21 protein-coding genes and 1 other RNA gene are annotated in these 19,815 nt (G+C 42.6%); 21 read left to right on the top strand and 1 reads right to left on the bottom strand.

Annotated features, from left to right (window positions below; translation table 11 throughout):
• The first annotated feature begins 177 nt into the window (after positions 1-177).
• From tadA to HMPREF9188_RS00555, 8 genes are all read left to right on the top strand, one after another.
• Positions 178-645: a tRNA adenosine(34) deaminase TadA gene (tadA, locus tag HMPREF9188_RS00585; protein WP_009729547.1), complete on the top strand. Its 468-nt coding sequence runs from the start codon at positions 178-180 to the stop codon at positions 643-645.
• 32 nt (positions 646-677) lie between these two features.
• Positions 678-772, top strand: an RNA gene (ffs, locus tag HMPREF9188_RS10000) — signal recognition particle sRNA small type.
• A gap of 59 nt (positions 773-831) precedes the next feature.
• Positions 832-1,275 (top strand): dUTP diphosphatase, encoded by a 444-nt coding sequence (locus HMPREF9188_RS00580; RefSeq protein ID WP_009729546.1) that lies wholly within the window; start codon positions 832-834, stop codon positions 1,273-1,275.
• Between the two features lies 1 nt (position 1,276).
• Entirely contained in the window at positions 1,277-1,816 is a 540-nt protein-coding gene (locus tag HMPREF9188_RS00575; RefSeq protein WP_033588867.1) for a histidine phosphatase family protein, read from the top strand.
• 13 nt (positions 1,817-1,829) lie between these two features.
• The gene (radA, locus tag HMPREF9188_RS00570) at positions 1,830-3,191 is read left to right on the top strand and encodes a DNA repair protein RadA (RefSeq protein WP_083888872.1); all 1,362 of its coding nucleotides are present in this window, start codon (positions 1,830-1,832) and stop codon (positions 3,189-3,191) included.
• A gap of 72 nt (positions 3,192-3,263) precedes the next feature.
• Positions 3,264-3,758, top strand: coding sequence for a beta-class carbonic anhydrase (locus HMPREF9188_RS00565; protein ID WP_009729543.1), 495 nt, complete (start codon positions 3,264-3,266; stop codon positions 3,756-3,758).
• A gap of 213 nt (positions 3,759-3,971) precedes the next feature.
• The gene (locus tag HMPREF9188_RS00560) at positions 3,972-4,940 is read left to right on the top strand and encodes a ribose-phosphate diphosphokinase (RefSeq protein ID WP_000010178.1); all 969 of its coding nucleotides are present in this window, start codon (positions 3,972-3,974) and stop codon (positions 4,938-4,940) included.
• A 118-nt stretch (positions 4,941-5,058) separates the two neighbouring features.
• On the top strand, positions 5,059-5,496 hold the full coding sequence (locus HMPREF9188_RS00555) for a CoA-binding protein (RefSeq protein ID WP_000076504.1): 438 nt from the start codon (positions 5,059-5,061) through the stop codon (positions 5,494-5,496).
• A gap of 27 nt (positions 5,497-5,523) precedes the next feature.
• Here HMPREF9188_RS00555 and HMPREF9188_RS00550 read toward each other — a convergent pair whose 3' ends face one another.
• A complete protein-coding gene (locus HMPREF9188_RS00550; RefSeq protein ID WP_009729542.1) occupies positions 5,524-6,534 on the bottom strand; it encodes a YeiH family protein in 1,011 nt (336 codons plus the stop codon).
• Positions 6,535-6,682: 148 nt separating this feature from the next.
• Here HMPREF9188_RS00550 and HMPREF9188_RS00545 point away from each other — a divergent pair, with 148 nt between their 5' ends.
• The 13 genes from HMPREF9188_RS00545 to HMPREF9188_RS00485 all read left to right on the top strand — a co-directional run bounded on the left by HMPREF9188_RS00545 (position 6,683) and on the right by HMPREF9188_RS00485 (position 19,803).
• A complete protein-coding gene (locus HMPREF9188_RS00545; RefSeq protein ID WP_009729541.1) occupies positions 6,683-7,852 on the top strand; it encodes a pyridoxal phosphate-dependent aminotransferase in 1,170 nt (389 codons plus the stop codon).
• Entirely contained in the window at positions 7,849-8,619 is a 771-nt protein-coding gene (recO, locus tag HMPREF9188_RS00540; RefSeq protein WP_009729540.1) for a DNA repair protein RecO, read from the top strand. The genes HMPREF9188_RS00545 and recO overlap by 4 nt, the downstream gene beginning before the upstream one ends.
• Entirely contained in the window at positions 8,616-9,608 is a 993-nt protein-coding gene (gene plsX / locus HMPREF9188_RS00535; RefSeq protein WP_009729539.1) for a phosphate acyltransferase PlsX, read from the top strand. The genes recO and plsX overlap by 4 nt, the downstream gene beginning before the upstream one ends.
• A gap of 5 nt (positions 9,609-9,613) precedes the next feature.
• Positions 9,614-9,850 (top strand): acyl carrier protein, encoded by a 237-nt coding sequence (locus HMPREF9188_RS00530; protein ID WP_000136450.1) that lies wholly within the window; start codon positions 9,614-9,616, stop codon positions 9,848-9,850.
• Between the two features lie 437 nt (positions 9,851-10,287).
• Positions 10,288-10,479 carry a class IIb bacteriocin, lactobin A/cerein 7B family gene (locus HMPREF9188_RS00525; RefSeq protein ID WP_009729538.1) on the top strand — a complete coding sequence of 64 codons (192 nt, stop codon included), beginning with the start codon at positions 10,288-10,290 and terminating at the stop codon, positions 10,477-10,479.
• 24 nt (positions 10,480-10,503) lie between these two features.
• Positions 10,504-10,686 (top strand): Blp family class II bacteriocin, encoded by a 183-nt coding sequence (locus HMPREF9188_RS00520; RefSeq protein ID WP_009729537.1) that lies wholly within the window; start codon positions 10,504-10,506, stop codon positions 10,684-10,686.
• A gap of 3 nt (positions 10,687-10,689) precedes the next feature.
• On the top strand, positions 10,690-10,905 hold the full coding sequence (locus HMPREF9188_RS10550) for a hypothetical protein (RefSeq protein WP_009729536.1): 216 nt from the start codon (positions 10,690-10,692) through the stop codon (positions 10,903-10,905).
• 80 nt (positions 10,906-10,985) lie between these two features.
• Positions 10,986-11,174 carry a hypothetical protein gene (locus tag HMPREF9188_RS00510; protein WP_009729535.1) on the top strand — a complete coding sequence of 63 codons (189 nt, stop codon included), beginning with the start codon at positions 10,986-10,988 and terminating at the stop codon, positions 11,172-11,174.
• Positions 11,175-11,198: 24 nt separating this feature from the next.
• Entirely contained in the window at positions 11,199-11,408 is a 210-nt protein-coding gene (locus HMPREF9188_RS00505; protein ID WP_000869800.1) for a hypothetical protein, read from the top strand.
• 210 nt (positions 11,409-11,618) lie between these two features.
• Positions 11,619-13,772 carry a peptide cleavage/export ABC transporter ComA gene (gene comA, locus HMPREF9188_RS00500; RefSeq protein WP_009729534.1) on the top strand — a complete coding sequence of 718 codons (2,154 nt, stop codon included), beginning with the start codon at positions 11,619-11,621 and terminating at the stop codon, positions 13,770-13,772.
• Positions 13,773-13,784: 12 nt separating this feature from the next.
• Positions 13,785-15,134: a competence pheromone export protein ComB gene (gene comB / locus HMPREF9188_RS00495; protein ID WP_009729533.1), complete on the top strand. Its 1,350-nt coding sequence runs from the start codon at positions 13,785-13,787 to the stop codon at positions 15,132-15,134.
• A gap of 169 nt (positions 15,135-15,303) precedes the next feature.
• The gene (gene purC / locus HMPREF9188_RS00490; protein WP_033588865.1) at positions 15,304-16,011 is read left to right on the top strand and encodes a phosphoribosylaminoimidazolesuccinocarboxamide synthase; all 708 of its coding nucleotides are present in this window, start codon (positions 15,304-15,306) and stop codon (positions 16,009-16,011) included.
• Positions 16,012-16,077: 66 nt separating this feature from the next.
• Entirely contained in the window at positions 16,078-19,803 is a 3,726-nt protein-coding gene (locus tag HMPREF9188_RS00485; protein ID WP_009729531.1) for a phosphoribosylformylglycinamidine synthase, read from the top strand.
• Positions 19,804-19,815: the final 12 nt, after the last annotated feature.

Below are 19,815 nucleotides of genomic sequence, written 5' to 3'. Positions count from 1 at the left end.
TGATTTCTGATTTTCTATCAATTTTGTTAATATTATACTCTTTTTAAAACATTATTTCTACAATCCAGCGATTTGATACTATCTAAAGTTAGTCAGTGTAAATATCATAGAGCTCTTTTTTTGTCTAGGAAAACATGCTATAATGATAGAATTGATAAGCAGGAAAAGAGAGAAACTATGGATTATACAGTTGAAGAAAAAGAAGCCTTTATGAGAGAGGCTTTGAGAGAGGCTGAGATTGCTTTAGAACACGATGAAATTCCAATTGGTTGTGTGATTGTCAAGGATGGAGAAATCATTAGTAGGGGGCATAATGCGCGCGAGGAGTTGCAACGGGCGGTCATGCATGCAGAAATCATGGCTATAGAGAATGCGAATGTGAGTGAAGAGAGCTGGCGTTTACTAGATTGCACCCTTTTTGTGACCATAGAGCCCTGTGTGATGTGTAGTGGGGCGATTGGGCTTGCCCGTATTCCAAACGTAGTTTACGGGGCTAAAAACCAGAAATTTGGTGCAGCTGGAAGTTTGTACGATATTTTGACAGATGAGCGTCTCAATCATCGTGTAGAGGTAGAAACGGGAATTTTGGAAGATGACTGTGCAGCTATTATGCAGGACTTTTTTAGAAATAGACGGAAAAAATAATTTCTCTTTAAAAACCGAGGGGAATGTGGTATAATAAATAGTGGAGCAACAGTTCTGCGTGAAGCGGGTCAGGGGAGGAATCCAGCAGCCCTAAGCGAGTGTGAATTGTGTGCTCTTTTTTCGTGCTTTTTTCGAATAAATAAGATAAAATAGCCTAGAATAAATGATAATAGAAAAGAGAAAAATATGAAAATTCGTGGTTTTGAATTGGTTTCGAGTTTTACAGATGAAAGTTTGCTACCTAAGCGTGAGACGGCTCATGCAGCTGGTTACGACTTAAAGGTTGCTGTGCGTACGGTTATTGCGCCAGGAGAGATTGTCTTGGTTCCGACAGGTGTTAAGGCCTATATGCAGCCGACAGAAGTGCTCTATCTCTATGACCGTTCATCAAACCCTCGCAAGAAGGGTTTGGTTTTGATTAACTCAGTTGGGGTCATTGATGGGGATTATTATGGAAATCCTGGGAATGAAGGCCATATCTTTGCTCAGATGAAAAATATTACTGATCAGGAAGTGGTTCTCGAAGTTGGAGAGCGTGTGGTTCAGGCTGTCTTTGCTCCTTTCTTAATTGCAGACGGAGATGAGGCAGATGGCGTGCGAACTGGTGGATTTGGATCGACAGGGCATTAAGATGAAGATAATCTTTGTACGTCATGGGGAGCCAGATTATAGTATGCTTGATAAACTTGAAAATCCGCGACTCTATAGTGGTTTTGGTCGTGATTTAGCACCATTGACAGAAAAAGGTCGCAGTCTGGCAAAAGAAGTTGCTAAAACTGCATGTTTTGGAAAGGCAGAGATTATTATTTCATCGTCTGTGACGAGGGCTTTAGAAACAGCCCATTATATAGCGGTTGAAACAGGATTGGACTTATTTGTGGAGCCGTTTTTTCATGAGTGGCGTCCAGACATAGATGGTACTAACTCTGATTTAACTAGTGTATTGGTAGCTCATGAATATTATCTAAAACATCAAGGAGGTTTATCTGAAGATTCCCCTTGTCGCTATGAAACTGCTCTGGAGATGCGTCATCGTTTTTTAAGAACTTTGGAAAAATATAAAAATTATAAAACTATTATCATTGTAACTCACGGAATGCTCATGCGCCAATTTGTACCAGACGAGAAGATTGATTTTTGCCAAGTAATTGAGTGTGAGGTAGAAATTTAGAAAGAGGTTTATCATCGCAAAGAAAAAAGCGACATTTGTGTGTCAAAATTGTGAATATAATTCACCTAAGTATCTAGGGCGCTGTCCAAACTGTGGGTCTTGGTCTTCTTTTGTAGAAGAGGTTGAGGTTGCTGAGGTCAAGAATGCGCGTGTGTCCTTGACAGGTGAAAAAACCAAGCCTATGAAACTGGCTGAAGTGACTTCAATCAACGTCAATCGAACCAAGACGGAGATGGAGGAATTCAACCGTGTACTTGGAGGCGGAGTGGTACCAGGGAGTCTCGTCCTCATCGGTGGGGATCCAGGGATTGGGAAATCAACCCTTCTCCTACAAGTTTCTACCCAGTTGTCTCAAGTGGGGACCGTTCTCTATGTCAGTGGGGAGGAGTCTGCTCAGCAGATTAAGTTACGAGCAGAGCGCTTGGGGGATATTGATAGTGAGTTTTATCTCTATGCAGAGACCAATATGCAGAGTGTTCGAGCTGAGGTAGAGCGTATCCAACCTGACTTTCTCATCATCGACTCTATCCAGACTATTATGTCTCCTGAGATTTCTGGAGTGCAAGGGTCAGTTTCTCAAGTGCGAGAGGTGACAGCTGAGCTCATGCAGCTGGCAAAGACTAATAACATTGCCATCTTTATCGTAGGGCATGTGACCAAGGAAGGTACCCTGGCTGGTCCGCGTATGTTGGAGCATATGGTAGATACGGTGCTTTACTTTGAAGGGGAACGCCACCATACCTTCCGTATCTTGAGAGCAGTCAAAAATCGTTTTGGATCCACTAATGAGATTGGCATCTTTGAGATGCAGTCAGGTGGCTTGGTTGAGGTGCTCAATCCGAGTCAAGTTTTCCTAGAAGAGCGTTTGGATGGGGCCACTGGTTCATCCATCGTGGTAACCATGGAAGGTACCCGTCCGATTTTGGCGGAGGTCCAGGCTTTGGTAACACCGACTATGTTTGGAAATGCCAAGCGTACGACGACAGGGCTTGACTTCAATCGTGCAAGTCTAATTATGGCTGTTTTGGAAAAACGTGCAGGGCTTCTCTTGCAAAATCAGGATGCCTATCTCAAATCTGCTGGCGGTGTCAAATTGGATGAACCTGCCATTGACTTAGCCGTTGCAGTGGCTATTGCTTCGAGTTACAAGGACAAGCCTACCAATCCTCAGGAATGTTTTGTGGGAGAACTTGGTTTGACGGGAGAGATTCGACGCGTGAATCGTATCGAACAACGCATAAATGAAGCGGCAAAACTAGGCTTTACTAAGATTTATGTACCTAAGAATTCCTTGACAGGAATTACTCCACCCAAGGAAATTGAAGTCATTGGTGTGACGACGATTCAGGAAGTTTTGAAAAAGGTCTTTGCATAATCCGTGACAAATCCTCTTAAAAATGATAAGATAGGAGAAATATTTGATTATCAAATTTTTGAGGAGGGAATCGTGTCGTATTTTGAACAGTTTATGAAAGCCAATCAGGCTTATGTTGCCCTACATGGGCAGTTAAATTTGCCACTTAAACCAAAAACCAGAGTAGCTATCGTGACCTGTATGGACTCACGTCTGCACGTTGCGCAAGCTCTAGGTTTGGCACTTGGGGATGCTCATATCTTGCGGAATGCGGGTGGTCGAGTAACTGAGGACATGATTCGTTCACTGGTGATTTCCCAGCAACAAATGGGGACAAGAGAAATCGTGGTGCTTCACCATACAGACTGTGGAGCTCAAACCTTTCAAAATGAAAGTTTTCATGAACATTTGAAACACGAGCTCGGAGTTGATGTATCTGATCAAGATTTTTTACCATTCCAGAATGTTGAAGAGAGTGTGAGAGAGGATATGCAATTGCTTCGAGAGTCTCCACTGATTCCTGATGATGTGGTTATTTCAGGTGCTGTCTATGATGTGGATACAGGAAGTATGAGAGAAGTATACTAACTTTGTCTCGAAAAAATCTCATCCTAGCATAAAATCGATTGTTAAAATGTAGGATTTTTAGTTTTAATATAGCTAATATAAAATAGCATAAAACAAGGGTATAAATGTTTGCTCTTGTTTTATTTTTGATTGAAAAATAAAGGAAAAAGCGCTACAATGGTAGATGGAAAATGTTGTGTAAAAACAAGTGATACATAAATACCGGAGGAAATCATGTCTTTTTCTGATTTAAAGCTGTTTGCCCTTTCTTCTAATAGAGAATTGGCAGAGCGTGTGGCGCAAGAAATTGGGATAGAGTTGGGGAAATCGACTGTTCGCCAATTTTCAGATGGGGAGATTCAGGTCAACATCGAAGAATCAATCCGTGGAAAACACGTCTTTATCCTACAATCAACGAGTTCACCTGTAAATGATAATTTACTTGAAATTTTGATTATGGTGGACGCATTGAAGCGTGCTAGTGCAGAATCTGTCAACGTTGTCATGCCTTACTATGGCTATGCACGTCAGGATAGAAAAGCGCGCGCGCGTGAGCCAATCACTGCAAAACTCGTTGCAAACATGCTAGAAGTTGCTGGGGTAGATCGTTTGTTGACGATTGATTTGCACGCTGCACAGATTCAGGGATTCTTTGATATTCCTGTAGATCACTTGATGGGTGCTCCATTGATTGCGGACTATTTTGAACGTCGTGGCATGGTTGGCTCTGACTACGTGGTTGTCAGCCCAGACCATGGTGGGGTAACTCGTGCTCGTAAATTGGCAGAGTTTTTGAAAACTCCGATTGCGATTATTGACAAACGCCGTAGTGTAGACAAGATGAATACCAGTGAAGTGATGAACATCATTGGTAAGGTAGAAGGTAAGACTTGTATCTTAATTGACGATATGATCGATACAGCTGGAACCATTTGTCATGCGGCGGATGCTCTTGCTGAAGCAGGTGCTGTTGAAGTTTATGCAAGCTGTACGCACCCAGTTCTTTCAGGGCCAGCTATGGACAATATCCAAAAATCAGCCATTAAAAAATTGGTTGTTTTAGATACCATCTACCTACCAGAAGAGCGCTTGATTGATAAGATTGAACAAATTTCTATCGCTCATCTCCTAGGTGATGCTATTGTACGTATCCATGAAAAACGTCCTCTTTCTCCATTATTTAGTATTGAGAAAAAAATCTAAACTTTCACTTGAATAAACGAATTTCCTAGCAGACTTTCCTCTTGCTAGGAAATTTTTTGTAGTCAAAATCTGCAAGCCTTTTCAAAATATGCTATACTGAGAAAAAAGGAGGATTTCTATGAGCCAAGAATTTATCAATCCAAGTGATGGTGTGGTCCGTCAGTATCTGGCGACTAGTAAAACGTTAGCGGTAGTGGGCTTGTCCGATCGTGAGGAAACAACTAGCAATCGAGTGACTAAGGAAATGCAGGCTCGGGGCTATAAAATCATTCCAGTTAATCCCAAGGCTGCAGGTGGGGAAATCTTGGGAGAAAAGGCTTATGCGAGTCTAGCTGAGATTCCTTTTCCTGTGGATATTGTCAATGTATACCGACGGAGCGAGTTTTTGCCAGATGTGGCGCGTGATTTTCTTAAGGCTGATGCCAAGATTTTTTGGGCGCAATTAGGACTTGAAAATCTAGAAGCGGAAGAAATCTTGCGTGCTGGAGGATGCGATGACATCGTGATGAATCGCTGTATCAAGAGAGAACATACTCGCTTAATTCTTGAGCAATAAAAAGGTAGCCATGGGCTACCTTTTGTATTATAAAGTACCAATCAATGCTTGCATACCAAGACTGGTGAGGATGATGGCAATCCAGCAAAGAGCTCCGAGGACAATAGATTTACCACTGGATCTAACCATGGCAATTAGATTGGTTTTGAGACCGATAGCACTCATGGCCATGATGATAAAGAATTTAGAGAGTTGTTTGAGAGGGGTAAAGAAACTACTGGACACACCAAGAGAGGTAAGAAGAGTCGTTAAGAGAGAGGCCAGGATAAAATAAAGGATAAAAAGTGGGAAAACTTTTTTCAGTTGTACGCCTTGTTTATTTTCTTGTTGGCGACTTTGCCAGTAGGAGAGAAAGAGAGTGATGGGAATGATCGCTAAGGTACGTGTGAGTTTAACAATGGTTGCAGACTCGAGGGTATTTGTCTGATAAAGACTGTCCCAGGCACTAGCTGTGGCCGTTACAGAAGAAGTATCATTGACCGCAGTTCCTGCAAAGAGGGCAAAGCCGTCATTAGATAGGTGAAGCCAGGTTCCTAGAGTTGGAAAGATGAGCGCAGCCAAGATATTGAAGAAAAAGATAACGGAAATGGCTTGGGCAACCTCCTTTTCTTTGGCATGGATAACGGGTGCTGTAGCAGCAATGGCAGAGCCACCACAGATAGAAGAACCCACACCAATCAAGGTAGCCAGTTTTGTGTCTAGTGCAAAGAAACGCTGGAAGAGGTAGGCGACGATTAAGGAAATCGAAATGGTGGAAAGGATGACAGGGAGTGAAGTTTGTCCGACTGCAAAGACTTGCGAGATATTGAGACCAAAACCAAGCAAGATGACGGCATACTGGAGTAATTTTTTTGAACTAAAGGTCAAACCTGCATCTAGTTGTTTGTAGGGTGAGAGCCAGGGGTGTAGGAGCATTCCTATAAAGATTGCAAAAACGGGTGCACCCACGACGGGGAAAAGTCCTCCTATAAACCAAGAAATGATAGAAATGAGAAGGCAGGCCAAGATGCCTGCTCCATTTTTTGATAGAAATAACATAAAAACCTCCAATCATAATCTGTTACCATTATAGACCTGTAAACAGGAAAAGTAAAATAGAAAGTGGAAAGCTATTCTATAATGTATTTTTGCGGTCGGGGGGCTTTTGTAGTATAATAGAGATACGGTTTGAGAGTAGGAGGTATCTATGGACTTAACTAAGCGCTTTAATAAACAATTAGATAAGATTCAAGTTTCGTTGATTCGCCAGTTTGACCAGGCTATTTCGGAGATTCCTGGGGTCCTGCGTTTGACCTTGGGGGAACCTGATTTTACAACGCCAGATCATGTTAAGGAAGCGGCTAAGCGGGCCATCGACCAGAACCAATCCTACTATACAGGGATGAGTGGTTTACTGACCTTGCGCCAGGCTGCTAGCGACTTTGTAAAAGAAAAGTACCAGCTAGATTATAATCCTGAAAATGAAATTTTGGTTACAATTGGGGCGACAGAGGCTTTATCTGCTACTTTGACGGCTATTTTGGAAGAGGGGGACAAAGTGCTCTTGCCAGCTCCTGCCTATCCAGGATATGAGCCGATTGTCAATCTAGTTGGGGCAGAGGTTGTCGAGATTGACACGACTGAAAATGGTTTTGTCTTGACTCCTGAGATGTTGGAAAAGGCCATTTTGGAGCAAGGCGACAAGCTCAAGGCGGTCATTCTCAACTATCCAGCCAATCCGACAGGAATTACCTATAGTCGGGAGCAGTTGGAAGCCTTGGCGGACGTTTTACGCAAGTATGAGATTTTCGTTGTCTGTGATGAGGTTTACTCGGAATTGACCTATACAGGGCAAGCCCATGTATCTCTGGGAACGATGCTGAGAGACCAGGCTATTATTATTAATGGCTTGTCTAAATCGCATGCTATGACTGGTTGGCGTTTAGGCTTCATCTTTGCTCCTGCAGCTTTCACAGCTCAGTTAATCAAGAGTCACCAATATTTGGTTACTGCCGCAAACACTATGGCTCAACATGCTGCGGTGGAGGCTTTGACCGCTGGTAAAAACGACGCAGAGCCTATGAAGAAGGAATACATCCAGCGTCGGGATTATATTATTGAGAAGATGACTAATCTTGGTTTTGAGATTATCAAACCAGACGGTGCCTTCTATATCTTTGCTAAGATTCCAGCAGGTTACAATCAAGACTCCTTTGCTTTTCTGAAGGATTTTGCCCAGAAGAAGGCTGTTGCCTTTATTCCGGGTGCTGCTTTTGGTCAGTATGGAGAAGGCTATGTGCGTCTGTCTTATGCAGCCAGCATGGAAACGATCAGAGAGGCTATGAAACGACTTGAGGAGTACATGAGAGAAGCATGATTCAGTCTATCACGAGTCAAGGCTTGGTGCTCTACAATCGTAACTTTCGTGAGGATGACAAGTTAGTCAAGATTTTTACCGAGCAGGCTGGCAAGCGTATGTTTTTCGTCAAACACGCTGGTCAGTCCAAACTAGCTCCGGTTATTCAGCCCTTGGTGTTGGCGCGATTTCTCTTACGAATCAATGATGATGGGCTCAGCTATATCGAGGACTATCATGAGGTCATGACCTTTCCTAAGATTAATAGTGACCTCTTTGTCATGGCCTATGCAACCTATGTGGCTGCTCTTGCAGATGCTAGTTTGCAGGATAATCAGCAGGATGCTCCCTTGTTTGCTTTTTTACAAAAGACTTTGGAGTTGATGGAAGCAGGATTGGATTATCAGGTTTTGACCAATATTTTTGAAATCCAAATCTTGACTCGATTTGGAATTAGTCTCAATTTTAATGAGTGTGTCTTTTGCCATCGGGTTGGTCAGGCTTTTGACTTTTCTTTCAAATATGGAGCCTGCCTCTGCTCAGAGCATTATCATGAAGATGAGAGACGTTGTCATCTGAATCCCAATATTCCTTATCTGCTCAATCAATTTCAAGCTATTGATTTTGAGACCTTGGAGACTATTTCGCTCAAGCCTGAAATCAAGCAAGACTTGCGCAAGTTTATAGACCAAATCTACGAAGAGTATGTTGGAATTCACCTAAAATCAAAGAAATTTATTGATTCCCTAGCAGACTGGGGACAATTACTAAAAGAGGAAGATAAATGAAAAAAATTGCAGTAGATGCTATGGGGGGCGATTACGCACCTCAAGCCATCGTTGAGGGTGTCAATCAAGCCCTTGCTGACTTTTCAGATATTGAGATTCAACTCTATGGAGACGAAAGCAAAATCAAGCAATATCTAACAGCGACAGAACGCGTCAGCATTATCCATACGGATGAGAAGATTGATTTTGATGATGAGCCGACAAAAGCTATTCGTAAGAAGAAAAATGCCAGTATGGTATTAGCGGCTAAGGCAGTCAAAGAAGGAGAGGCAGACGCTGTCCTCTCAGCTGGGAATACAGGTGCCTTGTTGGCTGCAGGATTTTTCATTGTCGGTCGTATCAAGAATATCGACCGTCCTGGACTCATGTCGACCTTACCGACCATTGATGGCAAGGGCTTTGACATGCTAGACCTTGGAGCCAATGCAGAAAATACAGCTCATCATCTGCACCAATACGCTGTTTTGGGTTCCTTTTACGCGAAAAGTGTTCGTGGGATTTCGAGACCACGTGTTGGTTTGCTCAACAATGGAACAGAAAGTAGCAAGGGTGATCCCCTTCGTAAGGAAACCTACGCCTTGCTAGCAGCTGATGAAAGCTTAAATTTTGTCGGAAATGTGGAAGCGCGTGATCTGATGAATGGCATTGCGGATGTTGTCGTAACAGATGGTTTCACGGGAAACGCTGTCCTCAAATCTATCGAAGGGACAGCCATGGGAATCATGGGCTTGCTCAAGACCGCTATTACAGGTGGTGGTCTTCGAGCGAAACTAGGCGCCCTCCTTCTCAAGGACAGTCTCAGAGGTTTGAAAAAACAGCTCAACTACTCAGATGTTGGTGGAGCAGTCTTGTTTGGTGTCAAGGCACCTGTTGTCAAGACTCATGGCTCAAGTGATGCCAAAGCTGTTTATAGTACGATTCGTCAGATCCGTACCATGCTAGAAACAGACGTAGTTGCCCAGACTGCGCGTGAATTTTCAGGAGAATAAAAAAGATGACAGAAAAAGAAATTTTTGACCGTATTGTAACCATTATCCAAGAGCGACAGGGAGAGGACTTTGTCGTAACAGAATCTTTGAGTTTGAAAGACGATCTCGATGCGGACTCAGTTGACTTGATGGAGTTCGTCTTGACACTAGAAGATGAATTTGGAATTGAAATCAGTGATGAGGAAATTGACCAACTGCAAAGTGTAGGAGATGTGGTAGCAGTTGTCAAAAGTAAAGAATAGCAAAAAGCAACATGATTTGCATGTTGCTTTTTTGTTTGCAGAAAAAAGAAAAATTTTTAGTAGAAATTGCGAATAAAGAGATGAGAAAGATAAAAGGAGGAATGTTTATGTATGTGACCGGTCTTTATCCGTGGTTCATTAAGTGGTTTTTAAAATAAAAATGAATGAGTTGCTCATTTTCGAATTGTTTTTCGAATAGATAGGTAAGAAGAAAAGGAAGGAGACTACGCGATGTATTTACCAATCTTATTGCCATGGTTTATCAAATGGTATTTAAAATAAATGAATTTACCTGTTCATTTTAGATCACTTCTCGAATAGATAAGTGAGAAGAACAGGAAGAAAAAAAGATTTCAGTAATTTATCTGATTTTGATTTTAAAATGGTTTAAGATTTAGAAGTCGTAAACTAAAAAATAGAAATAAAGGAGAAGAAAGATGACAAATTTTGATAAAATGGAACAGAACTTTGCAGCTCTTACAGAAGAAGAGTTGATGGATGTGGATGGGGGATTGATTATTACAGCAGCTGGAATTATTTTAGCAGGAAAAGTAGCAGGTGCTGTGGTTACAATTGGAGGAGCTCTTTATGGAGCAGGATATGCTATTGGAAAAGCATTGCGACCTTAATATGATTAGAAAGGAGGCTTAGCAATGAAACAATTTCAAGAATTATCTTTTCAAGAACTTGAAGAGGTTCAAGGCGGTGTTATTACATTAACGATAGGTACGGTAGTGCTTGTAGGCTGGAAAGCAGTAGCAGCTTATGGAGCAGCGGCTACTGTAGCAGGAGGTACACTTGGATTGGGAGTCTATAATGGATACAGAGGGCGTTAGATAATGAACAATCACAACCTTAATCTCAATACACTCTTACCTAAACTAGCCACTGTAATTCCTTTGTTGGCTATAGCTCTCAATCTTGTACTTCATGTGATTCGTACAGGTTCATTAGTATCCTTTGATTGGAAATGGACTGTAGTTGGTTTACTTGCTTCGGGCTATTTTGGTATTTTTTGCAAAGATTTGGCAAAAGATAATCAAAACTATAAATGACGAATCTGAATCAAAAGGATTTTGTGCATGTAAATGGCGGAGTTTTCCCGCCTTTCTTTTCAGGTAAATAGGAGTCTGCTATGAAAAAATTCTTATTAAGTTTTGCTGAGGGGTATTTTGTCGTATCGATCATTATTTATATCGCAACGTATTTGATTATGAAAAATCCGATCAATACCTTGTTTTATCCAGAAACCTATCCAATTCTACTTGGTCTGTTTTATCTAGGATACAAGTACAAAACAAAAGAAAGTAAAATAGGGAATTGATGAACCATCAGATCGGAGTTTGAGATGAAAGTCGTTCAATTACTACAAAAAGCTTGGCCAGAGTTTATTGTATTGTTTAGCTCAATGGCTTATCTAATGATTAGAATTGTGGCTGATGTAAACAAAATAAATTTACCTACATGGTTTGAATGTTTTGATATACCTACGATTTCATTATTTTTGATGACCTTTATCTTACTTTATAAAAGTAAAGAAAATATCATTTCAGAATAATTTATTTCTGGGCATTCATTTTTTAACGGTTGCTTTAAGCAGGCAGAACTTTCGTTCTGCCTTTTTACATTTAAATGATAGTTTATGCTTTTTAAAGTGCGTTTTAGGCGTAAAAATAGTTTTTTCAGAAATAATTCCCTTATTTCTTCCTTGTTTGGTTAAAATAATCTTACAAAGTTTTTAGAGATTATTAGAAAAAAGGAGATGGATATGAAATTTGGGAAAAGGCACTATCGTCCCCAGGTGGATCAGATGGATTGCGGTGTGGCTTCCTTGGCCATGGTCTTTGGCTACTATGGTAGTTATTACTCCTTGGCTCACCTGCGAGAGTTAGCCAAGACGACTATGGATGGGACAACTGCTTTGGGTCTTGTCAAGGTGGCAGAAGAAATTGGCTTCGAGACGCGCGCTATCAAAGCGGATATGACGCTCTTTGATCTGCCTGATTTGACTTTTCCTTTTGTAGCCCATGTGCTCAAGGAAGGGAAATTGCTCCACTATTATGTGGTGATTGGTCAGGACAAGAAGACAATCCACATCGCTGATCCAGATTCTAGTGTTAAGCTGACGAAGATTTGCCGTGAGCGATTTGCGCAAGAATGGACAGGGGTCAGTCTCTTTATGGCACCGTCTCCAGACTACAAACCTCACAGGGAGAAAAAACAAGGGCTCCTATCCTTCTTGCCAATCTTACTCAAACAGCGTGGCTTAATTACCAATATCGTTCTAGCGACACTCTTGGTAACCTTGATTAACATTGTGGGTTCTTATTATCTGCAGTCGATCATTGATACCTATGTGCCAAATCAGATGCGTTCGACGCTGGGGATTATTTCTATTGGGCTGGTCATCGTCTATATCCTCCAGCAAATCTTGTCCTATGCGCAGGAATATCTTTTACTTGTTCTGGGGCAACGGTTGTCAATTGACGTGATTTTGTCTTATATCAAGCATGTTTTTCACCTGCCGATGTCCTTTTTCGCGACACGCAGGACAGGAGAGATTGTATCTCGTTTTACGGACGCTAACAGTATTATCGATGCGCTAGCTTCGACCATTCTGTCTATCTTTTTGGATGTGTCGACGATTTTGATTATCTCGCTTGTCTTATTTTCACAAAATATAACACTTTTTTTCATTAGTCTGCTTGCACTTCCCATTTATACAGTGATTATCTTTGCCTTTATGAAGCCTTTTGAAAAGATGAATCGGGACACAATGGAAGCCAATGCGGTTCTGTCTTCTTCTATCATAGAGGATATCAATGGTATTGAGACTATTAAGTCTTTGACCAGTGAAAGTTCACGCTATCAAAAGATTGATAAGGAATTTGTAGCTTATCTGAAAAAATCCTTTACCTACAGTCGGGCAGAAAGCCAGCAGAAGGCTCTGAAAAAAGTTGCCCAGCTTTTGCTCAATGTTGCCGTTCTCTGGATGGGAGCAGTACTCGTCATGGATGGAAAAATGAGTTTGGGCCAGCTGATTACCTATAATACTTTGCTTGTTTACTTTACCAATCCTTTGGAAAATATCATCAACCTGCAAACCAAACTTCAAACAGCGCAGGTTGCCAATAATCGCTTAAATGAGGTTTATCTGGTAGCTTCGGAGTTTGAGGAGAAGAAAACAGTAGAAGATTTGAGCATGATGAAAGGGGATATGGCTTTCAAGCAGGTTCACTACAAGTATGGCTACGGTCGAGATGTTTTGTCGGATATCAATTTGACGATCCCGCAAGGTTCTAAAGTGGCTTTCGTGGGGATTTCAGGGTCAGGCAAGACCACCTTGGCCAAGATGATGGTTAACTTTTACGACCCTAGTCAGGGAGAGATTAGTCTGGGTGGTGTCAATCTTAATCAGATTGATAAAAAAGCCTTGCGCCAGCATATCAACTATTTGCCTCAACAGCCCTATGTCTTTAACGGAACGATTTTGGAGAATCTTCTCCTTGGAGCCAAGGAGGGGACGACACAGGAGGATATTCTGCGAGCAGTTGAATTGGCAGAGATTCGGGAGGATATCGAGCGGATGCCACTGAATTACCAGACAGAATTGACTTCGGATGGGGCAGGAATTTCAGGTGGACAACGTCAGCGAATCGCTCTGGCGCGTGCTCTCTTGACAGATGCGCCTATCTTGATTTTGGATGAGGCGACCAGCAGTCTGGATATTTTGACAGAGAAGCGGATCGTGGATAATCTCATGGCTTTAGACAAGACCTTGATTTTCATCGCCCATCGCTTGACCATCGCTGAGCGGACAGAAAAGGTTGTTGTTTTGGATCAGGGCAAGATTGTCGAAGAAGGCACCCATGTAGACTTGCTTGCTCGAGGTGGCTTTTACGCCCATTTGGTGAATAGCTAGAAAGAGGAGAAGATGAAACCAGAATTTTTAGAAAGTGCGGAGTTTTACCATCGTCGTTACCATAATTTTTCCAGTCGGGTGATTTTACCTATGTCACTTCTGCTCGTGTTTTTACTTGGATTTGCAGTTTTTGCAGAGAAGGAGATTAGTTTGTCTACCAGAGCGACTGTCGAACCTAGTCGGATCATTGCCAACATCCAGTCAACTAGCAATCAACGGATTGTGGCCAACTATCTGGAAGAAAACAAGTTGGTCAAGCAAGGCGAACTACTCGTTGAGTACCAGCAAGGGGCGGAGGCTGTCCAGGTCGAAGCATATGCCAGTCAATTGGAGATGTTAAAGGATCAAAAAAAGCAGTTGGGTTATTTGCAATCCAGTTTGAAAGAGGGGAGTGATCAATTTCCAGAGGCGGATAAGTTTGGATATCAGGAGATGTTTCGAGACTATCTCAGCCAAGCTAGTAGTCTGAGGAGCAATGTTTCACAGCAAAATGAGACCATCGCGTCCCAGAATGCAGCGGCTAGTCAAACCCAAGCTGAAATCGGGAACCTCATCAGTCAAACAGAGGCTAAAATTCGCGATTACCAGACAGCTAAGTCGGCTATTGAAACAGGTGCTTCCTTGACCAGTCAGAATCTAGCCTACTCTCTCTACCAGTCCTACAAGTCTCAGAGGGAGGAAAATCCGCAAGCTAAGGCTCAGGCTGTTGCACAGGTTGAAGCACAGCTTTCTCAGTTAGAATCTAGTCTTGCTACTTATCGTGTTCAGTATGCAGGTTCGGGAACCCAGCAAGCCTATGCAACGGGACTGGATAGTCAACTGGAATCGCTCAAGTCCCAGCACCTAGTCAAAGTCGGTCAGGAATTAACTCTTTTGGATCAGAAAATTTTAGAAGCAGAGTCGGGTAAGAAAGTCCAAGGAGGTCTCCTAGAGAAGGGGAAGATTACAGCAAGCGAGGATGGGGTGCTTCACCTTAATCCTGAGACCAGTGAATCTACGATGGCTGCAGAAGGAACCCTGCTAGCCCAACTCTATCCATCTTTGGAAAAAGAAGGAAAAACCAAACTCACAGCCTATCTCAGTTCAAAAGATGTTGCTAGAGTTAAGATTGGAGACTCTGTCCGTTATACTACGACTAATGATGCGAAGAATCAAATTTTCCTGGATTCCACTATTACAAGTATTGATGCGACAGCTACCAAGACTGAAAAAGGAAATTTCTTTAAAATTGAGGTGGAGACCCATCTGACTTCTGAGCAGGCTACAACACTTCGCTATGGCTTAGAAGGTCGCCTGCAGATGATTACGGGAAAGAAAAGCTATCTCCGTTATTTTTGGGATCAATTTTTAAATAGAGGGTAATATTCGTGTTTTTCAGAGGATAAATGATTTTAAAACTGTAAGAGGAGCTTATCTTGCAGTTTTTCTTTACGCTTAAAATAGGAAAAACGTTATTTATTCGTAAAAATCTTGAATTTTTCATGCTTTTATGTTAGAATGTGCTCAAGTAAAACGAAAGGCGAACTTTAAAATGTCAAAACAACTAATCTATTCGGGAAAAGCCAAGGATATCTATACAACTGAGGATGAAAATCTCATTATTTCAACTTACAAGGACCAGGCAACAGCCTTCAACGGTGTCAAGAAGGAGCAGATTGCGGGTAAGGGAGTGTTAAATAATCAGATTTCATCTTTTATTTTTGAGAAATTAAATGCGGCTGGTGTAGCGACTCACTTTGTGGAGAAACTTTCTGACACGGAACAGCTCAATAAAAAGGTTGAGATTATTCCTTTGGAAGTTGTGCTCCGCAACTACACGGCTGGTTCCTTTTCAAAACGTTTTGGCGTAGATGAAGGCATCGCATTTGAGACTCCAATTGTCGAATTTTACTATAAAAATGATGATTTGGATGATCCCTTTATCAATGACGAGCATGTGAAATTTCTTAAAATTGCGGATGACCAGCAGATTGCTTACTTGAAAGAAGAAACCCGTCGTATCAATAAACTTTTGAAAGTCTGGTTTGCTGAGATTGGCCTTAAATTGATTGACTTTAAGTTAGAGTTTGGTTTTGACAAGGATGGCAAGATTATCTTGGCAGACGAGTTTTCACCAGATAACTGCCGTTTGTGGGATGCAGATGGCAACCACATGGACAAGGATGTTTTCCGCCGTGGCTTGGGTGAATTGACGGATGTTTACGAGATTGTCTGGGAGAAATTGCAGGAATTGAAATAATCTGTTTGCAAGACTCTCAAGGTCGTTGGGAACATTGCAAGAGCTGAAATAAAGGAATAAGAATTGATGGATAAACGTATTTTTGTTGAGAAAAAAGCTGATTTTCAGGTTAAGTCAGAGAGTTTGGTAAGGGAGCTCCAGCACAACTTGGGATTGTCAACTTTGAAAAGTATTCGCATTGTGCAAGTTTATGATGTCTTTGATTTGGCAGAGGACTTGTTTGCACCTGCGGGAAAACACATCTTCTCTGAGCAGGTAACAGACCATGTCTTGGATGAAGCGGCTGTGCAGGCTGATCTTGTCAATTATGCTTTCTTTGCCATTGAAAGTTTGCCGGGTCAGTTTGACCAGCGTGCAGCTTCTTCGCAAGAAGCCTTGCTTTTGCTGGGAAGTTCGAGTGACGTAACGGTCAACACAGCACAATTGTACTTGGTTAATAAAGATATTGATGCGACTGAGTTGGAAGCAGTCAAGAACTACCTGCTCAATCCAGTGGATTCTCGTTTCAAGGACATCACGACAGGGATTGCCAAGCAGGAATTTTCAGAGTCAGACAAGACCATTCCTAAATTGACTTTCTTTGAAAGTTATACGGCAGAAGACTTTGCTCGCTACAAGGCCGAGCAAGGGATGGCAATGGAAGTGGATGATTTGCTCTTTATCCAAGACTACTTCAAGTCAATCGGGCGCGTGCCAACTGAGACAGAGCTCAAAGTTTTGGATACTTACTGGTCTGACCACTGCCGTCACACGACTTTTGAGACGGAGTTGAAACACATTGATTTCTCAGCTTCTAAATTCCAAAAACAATTGCAAGCGACTTATGACAAGTATATTGCCATGCGTGATGAACTAGGTCGGTCTGAAAAACCACAAACCTTGATGGATATGGCGACTATTTTTGGTCGTTATGAGCGTGCTAATGGTCGTTTGGACGATATGGAGGTGTCTGATGAAATCAATGCCTGCTCGGTCGAAATAGAAGTGGACGTTGATGGTGTCAAGGAACCTTGGCTCCTCATGTTTAAAAACGAAACCCACAACCACCCAACAGAAATCGAACCATTTGGTGGAGCGGCTACTTGTATCGGTGGTGCTATTCGTGACCCATTATCAGGTCGTTCCTACGTTTATCAAGCCATGCGTATCTCAGGCGCTGGAGATATTACAGCACCGATTTCGGAAACACGTGCTGGTAAATTGCCACAACAAGTCATTTCGAAAACAGCTGCTCATGGTTATTCTTCATACGGTAACCAAATTGGGCTTGCGACGACCTATGTTCGTGAATACTTCCACCCAGGTTTCGTTGCTAAGCGTATGGAGCTTGGTGCGGTTGTCGGTGCGGCTCCAAAGGGAAATGTGGTTCGTGAAAAACCTGAAGCGGGCGATGTCATTATCCTGCTCGGTGGTAAGACTGGACGTGATGGTGTCGGTGGTGCGACAGGGTCTTCTAAGGTTCAGACAGTTGAGTCTGTAGAGACTGCTGGTGCTGAGGTTCAAAAAGGGAATGCCATCGAAGAACGCAAGATTCAGCGCCTGTTCCGTAATGGTGATGTCACTCGTCTTATCAAGAAATCCAATGACTTTGGAGCTGGTGGTGTCTGTGTGGCTATCGGTGAATTGGCAGACGGTCTTGAAATTGACCTCAACAAGGTTCCTCTTAAATACCAAGGCTTGAATGGTACAGAAATTGCTATCTCTGAATCACAAGAACGGATGGCAGTTGTGGTGCGTCCTGAAGACGTAGATGCCTTCGTTGCGGAATGTAATAAAGAAAATATTGACGCGGTTGTGGTTGCGACAGTGACTGAAAAACCAAATCTAGTCATGCACTGGAATGGTGAAACAATTGTCGACCTGGAACGTCGTTTCCTTGATACAAACGGTGTGCGCGTGGTCGTAGATGCCAAGGTGGTGGACAAGGATGTCAAGCTTCCAGAAGAACGTCAAACATCTGCTGACACACTTGAAGCTGATACCCTTACGGTTCTATCTGATCTCAACCATGCGAGTCAAAAAGGCTTGCAAACCATCTTTGACTGCTCGGTCGGTCGTTCAACGGTCAATCACCCACTTGGTGGTCGCTACCAACTCACACCAACTGAGGCATCTGTGCAGAAATTGCCAGTTCAACACGGTGTAACTCACACTGCGTCAGTCATGGCTCAAGGCTTTAACCCTTATGTAGCAGAATGGTCTCCATATCACGGAGCTGCCTATGCAGTTATCGAAGCAACCGCTCGTTTGGTGGCTGCTGGTGCAAACTGGTCCAAGGCTCGTTTCTCATACCAAGAATATTTCGAGCGCATGGATAAACAAGCAGAGCGTTTCGGTCAGCCAGTAGCAGCTCTCCTAGGTTCTATCGAAGCACAAATCCAGCTTGGCTTACCATCTATCGGTGGTAAGGATTCTATGTCTGGTACTTTCGAAGAATTGACCGTACCACCAACCTTGGTTGCCTTTGGGGTGACGACGGCAGATAGCCGTAAAGTCCTTTCTCCTGAGTTCAAGACTGCTGGTGAAAACATCTACTACATTCCAGGTCAAGCCCTCTCTGAAGAGATTGATTTTGATTTAATTAAGCAAAACTTTGCTCAGTTTGAAGCCATCCAAGCTGAACACAAAGTAACGGCAGCTTCAGCTGTTAAATACGGTGGTGTTCTTGAAAGTTTGGCTCTTGCTACCTTTGGGAACCATATCGGTGCAGAGGTGACCTTGCCTGAACTTGAAACAGCCTTGACAGCTCAATTGGGTGGATTTGTCTTCACCTCGGCTGAAGAAATCACTGGAGTTGAGAAGATTGGTCAAACGAAAGCAGACTTTACACTGCTTGTCAACGGTGTGAAGCTAGATGGACAGAAACTTGACAGTGCCTTCCAAGGAAAACTGGAAGAGGTTTACCCAACTGAATTTGCCCAATCTAAAGAATTGGCTGAAGTGCCAGCTGTCGCTTCTGATGAACTCATCAAAACCAAGGAAACTATTGAAAAACCAGTGGTTTACATCCCAGTCTTCCCAGGGACCAACTCAGAATATGACTCAGCTAAGGCCTTCGAAAAAGAAGGTGCAGAGGTTAACTTGGTGCCATTTGTGACCTTGAATGAAGAAGCTATTGTCAAGTCAGTTGAAACGATGGTTGACAATATCGGCAGGGCTAATATCCTCTTCTTTGCAGGTGGATTCTCAGCTGCTGATGAGCCGGATGGATCAGCTAAGTTTATTGTCAATATCCTTCTTAATGAAAAAGTGCGTGTGGCCATTGATTGCTTTATCGCTCGTGGGGGCTTGATTATCGGTATCTGTAATGGATTCCAGGCTTTGGTCAAATCAGGTCTTCTTCCATACGGAAATTTCGAGGATGCCAGCAGTACGAGTCCAACCCTCTTCTACAATGATGCCAACCAGCATGTGGCCAAGATGGTGGAAACTCGAATTGCCAATACCAACTCACCATGGTTGGCTGGGGTGCAAGTGGGCGATGTCCACGCTATTCCTGTTTCGCACGGTGAAGGGAAGTTTGTCGTGACGGCTGAAGAATTTGCGGAGCTCCGTGACAATGGCCAAATTTTCAGCCAATACGTTGACTTCGAAGGCAAACCAAGCATGGATTCTAAGTACAATCCAAATGGTTCAGTCAACGCCATCGAAGGAATTACCAGCAAGAACGGCCAAATCATTGGTAAGATGGGCCACTCAGAACGTTATGAAGACGGTCTCTTCCAAAACATCCCAGGAAATAAAGACCAGCAGCTGTTTGCGTCGGCGGTGCGTTATTTCACAGGGAAATAAAAGGTATAAAAA

The sequence above is a fragment of the Streptococcus sp. F0441 genome (assembly GCF_000314775.2).
GTDB lineage: Bacteria > Bacillota > Bacilli > Lactobacillales > Streptococcaceae > Streptococcus.
This window is presented reverse-complemented; position numbering and strand designations above follow the sequence as displayed.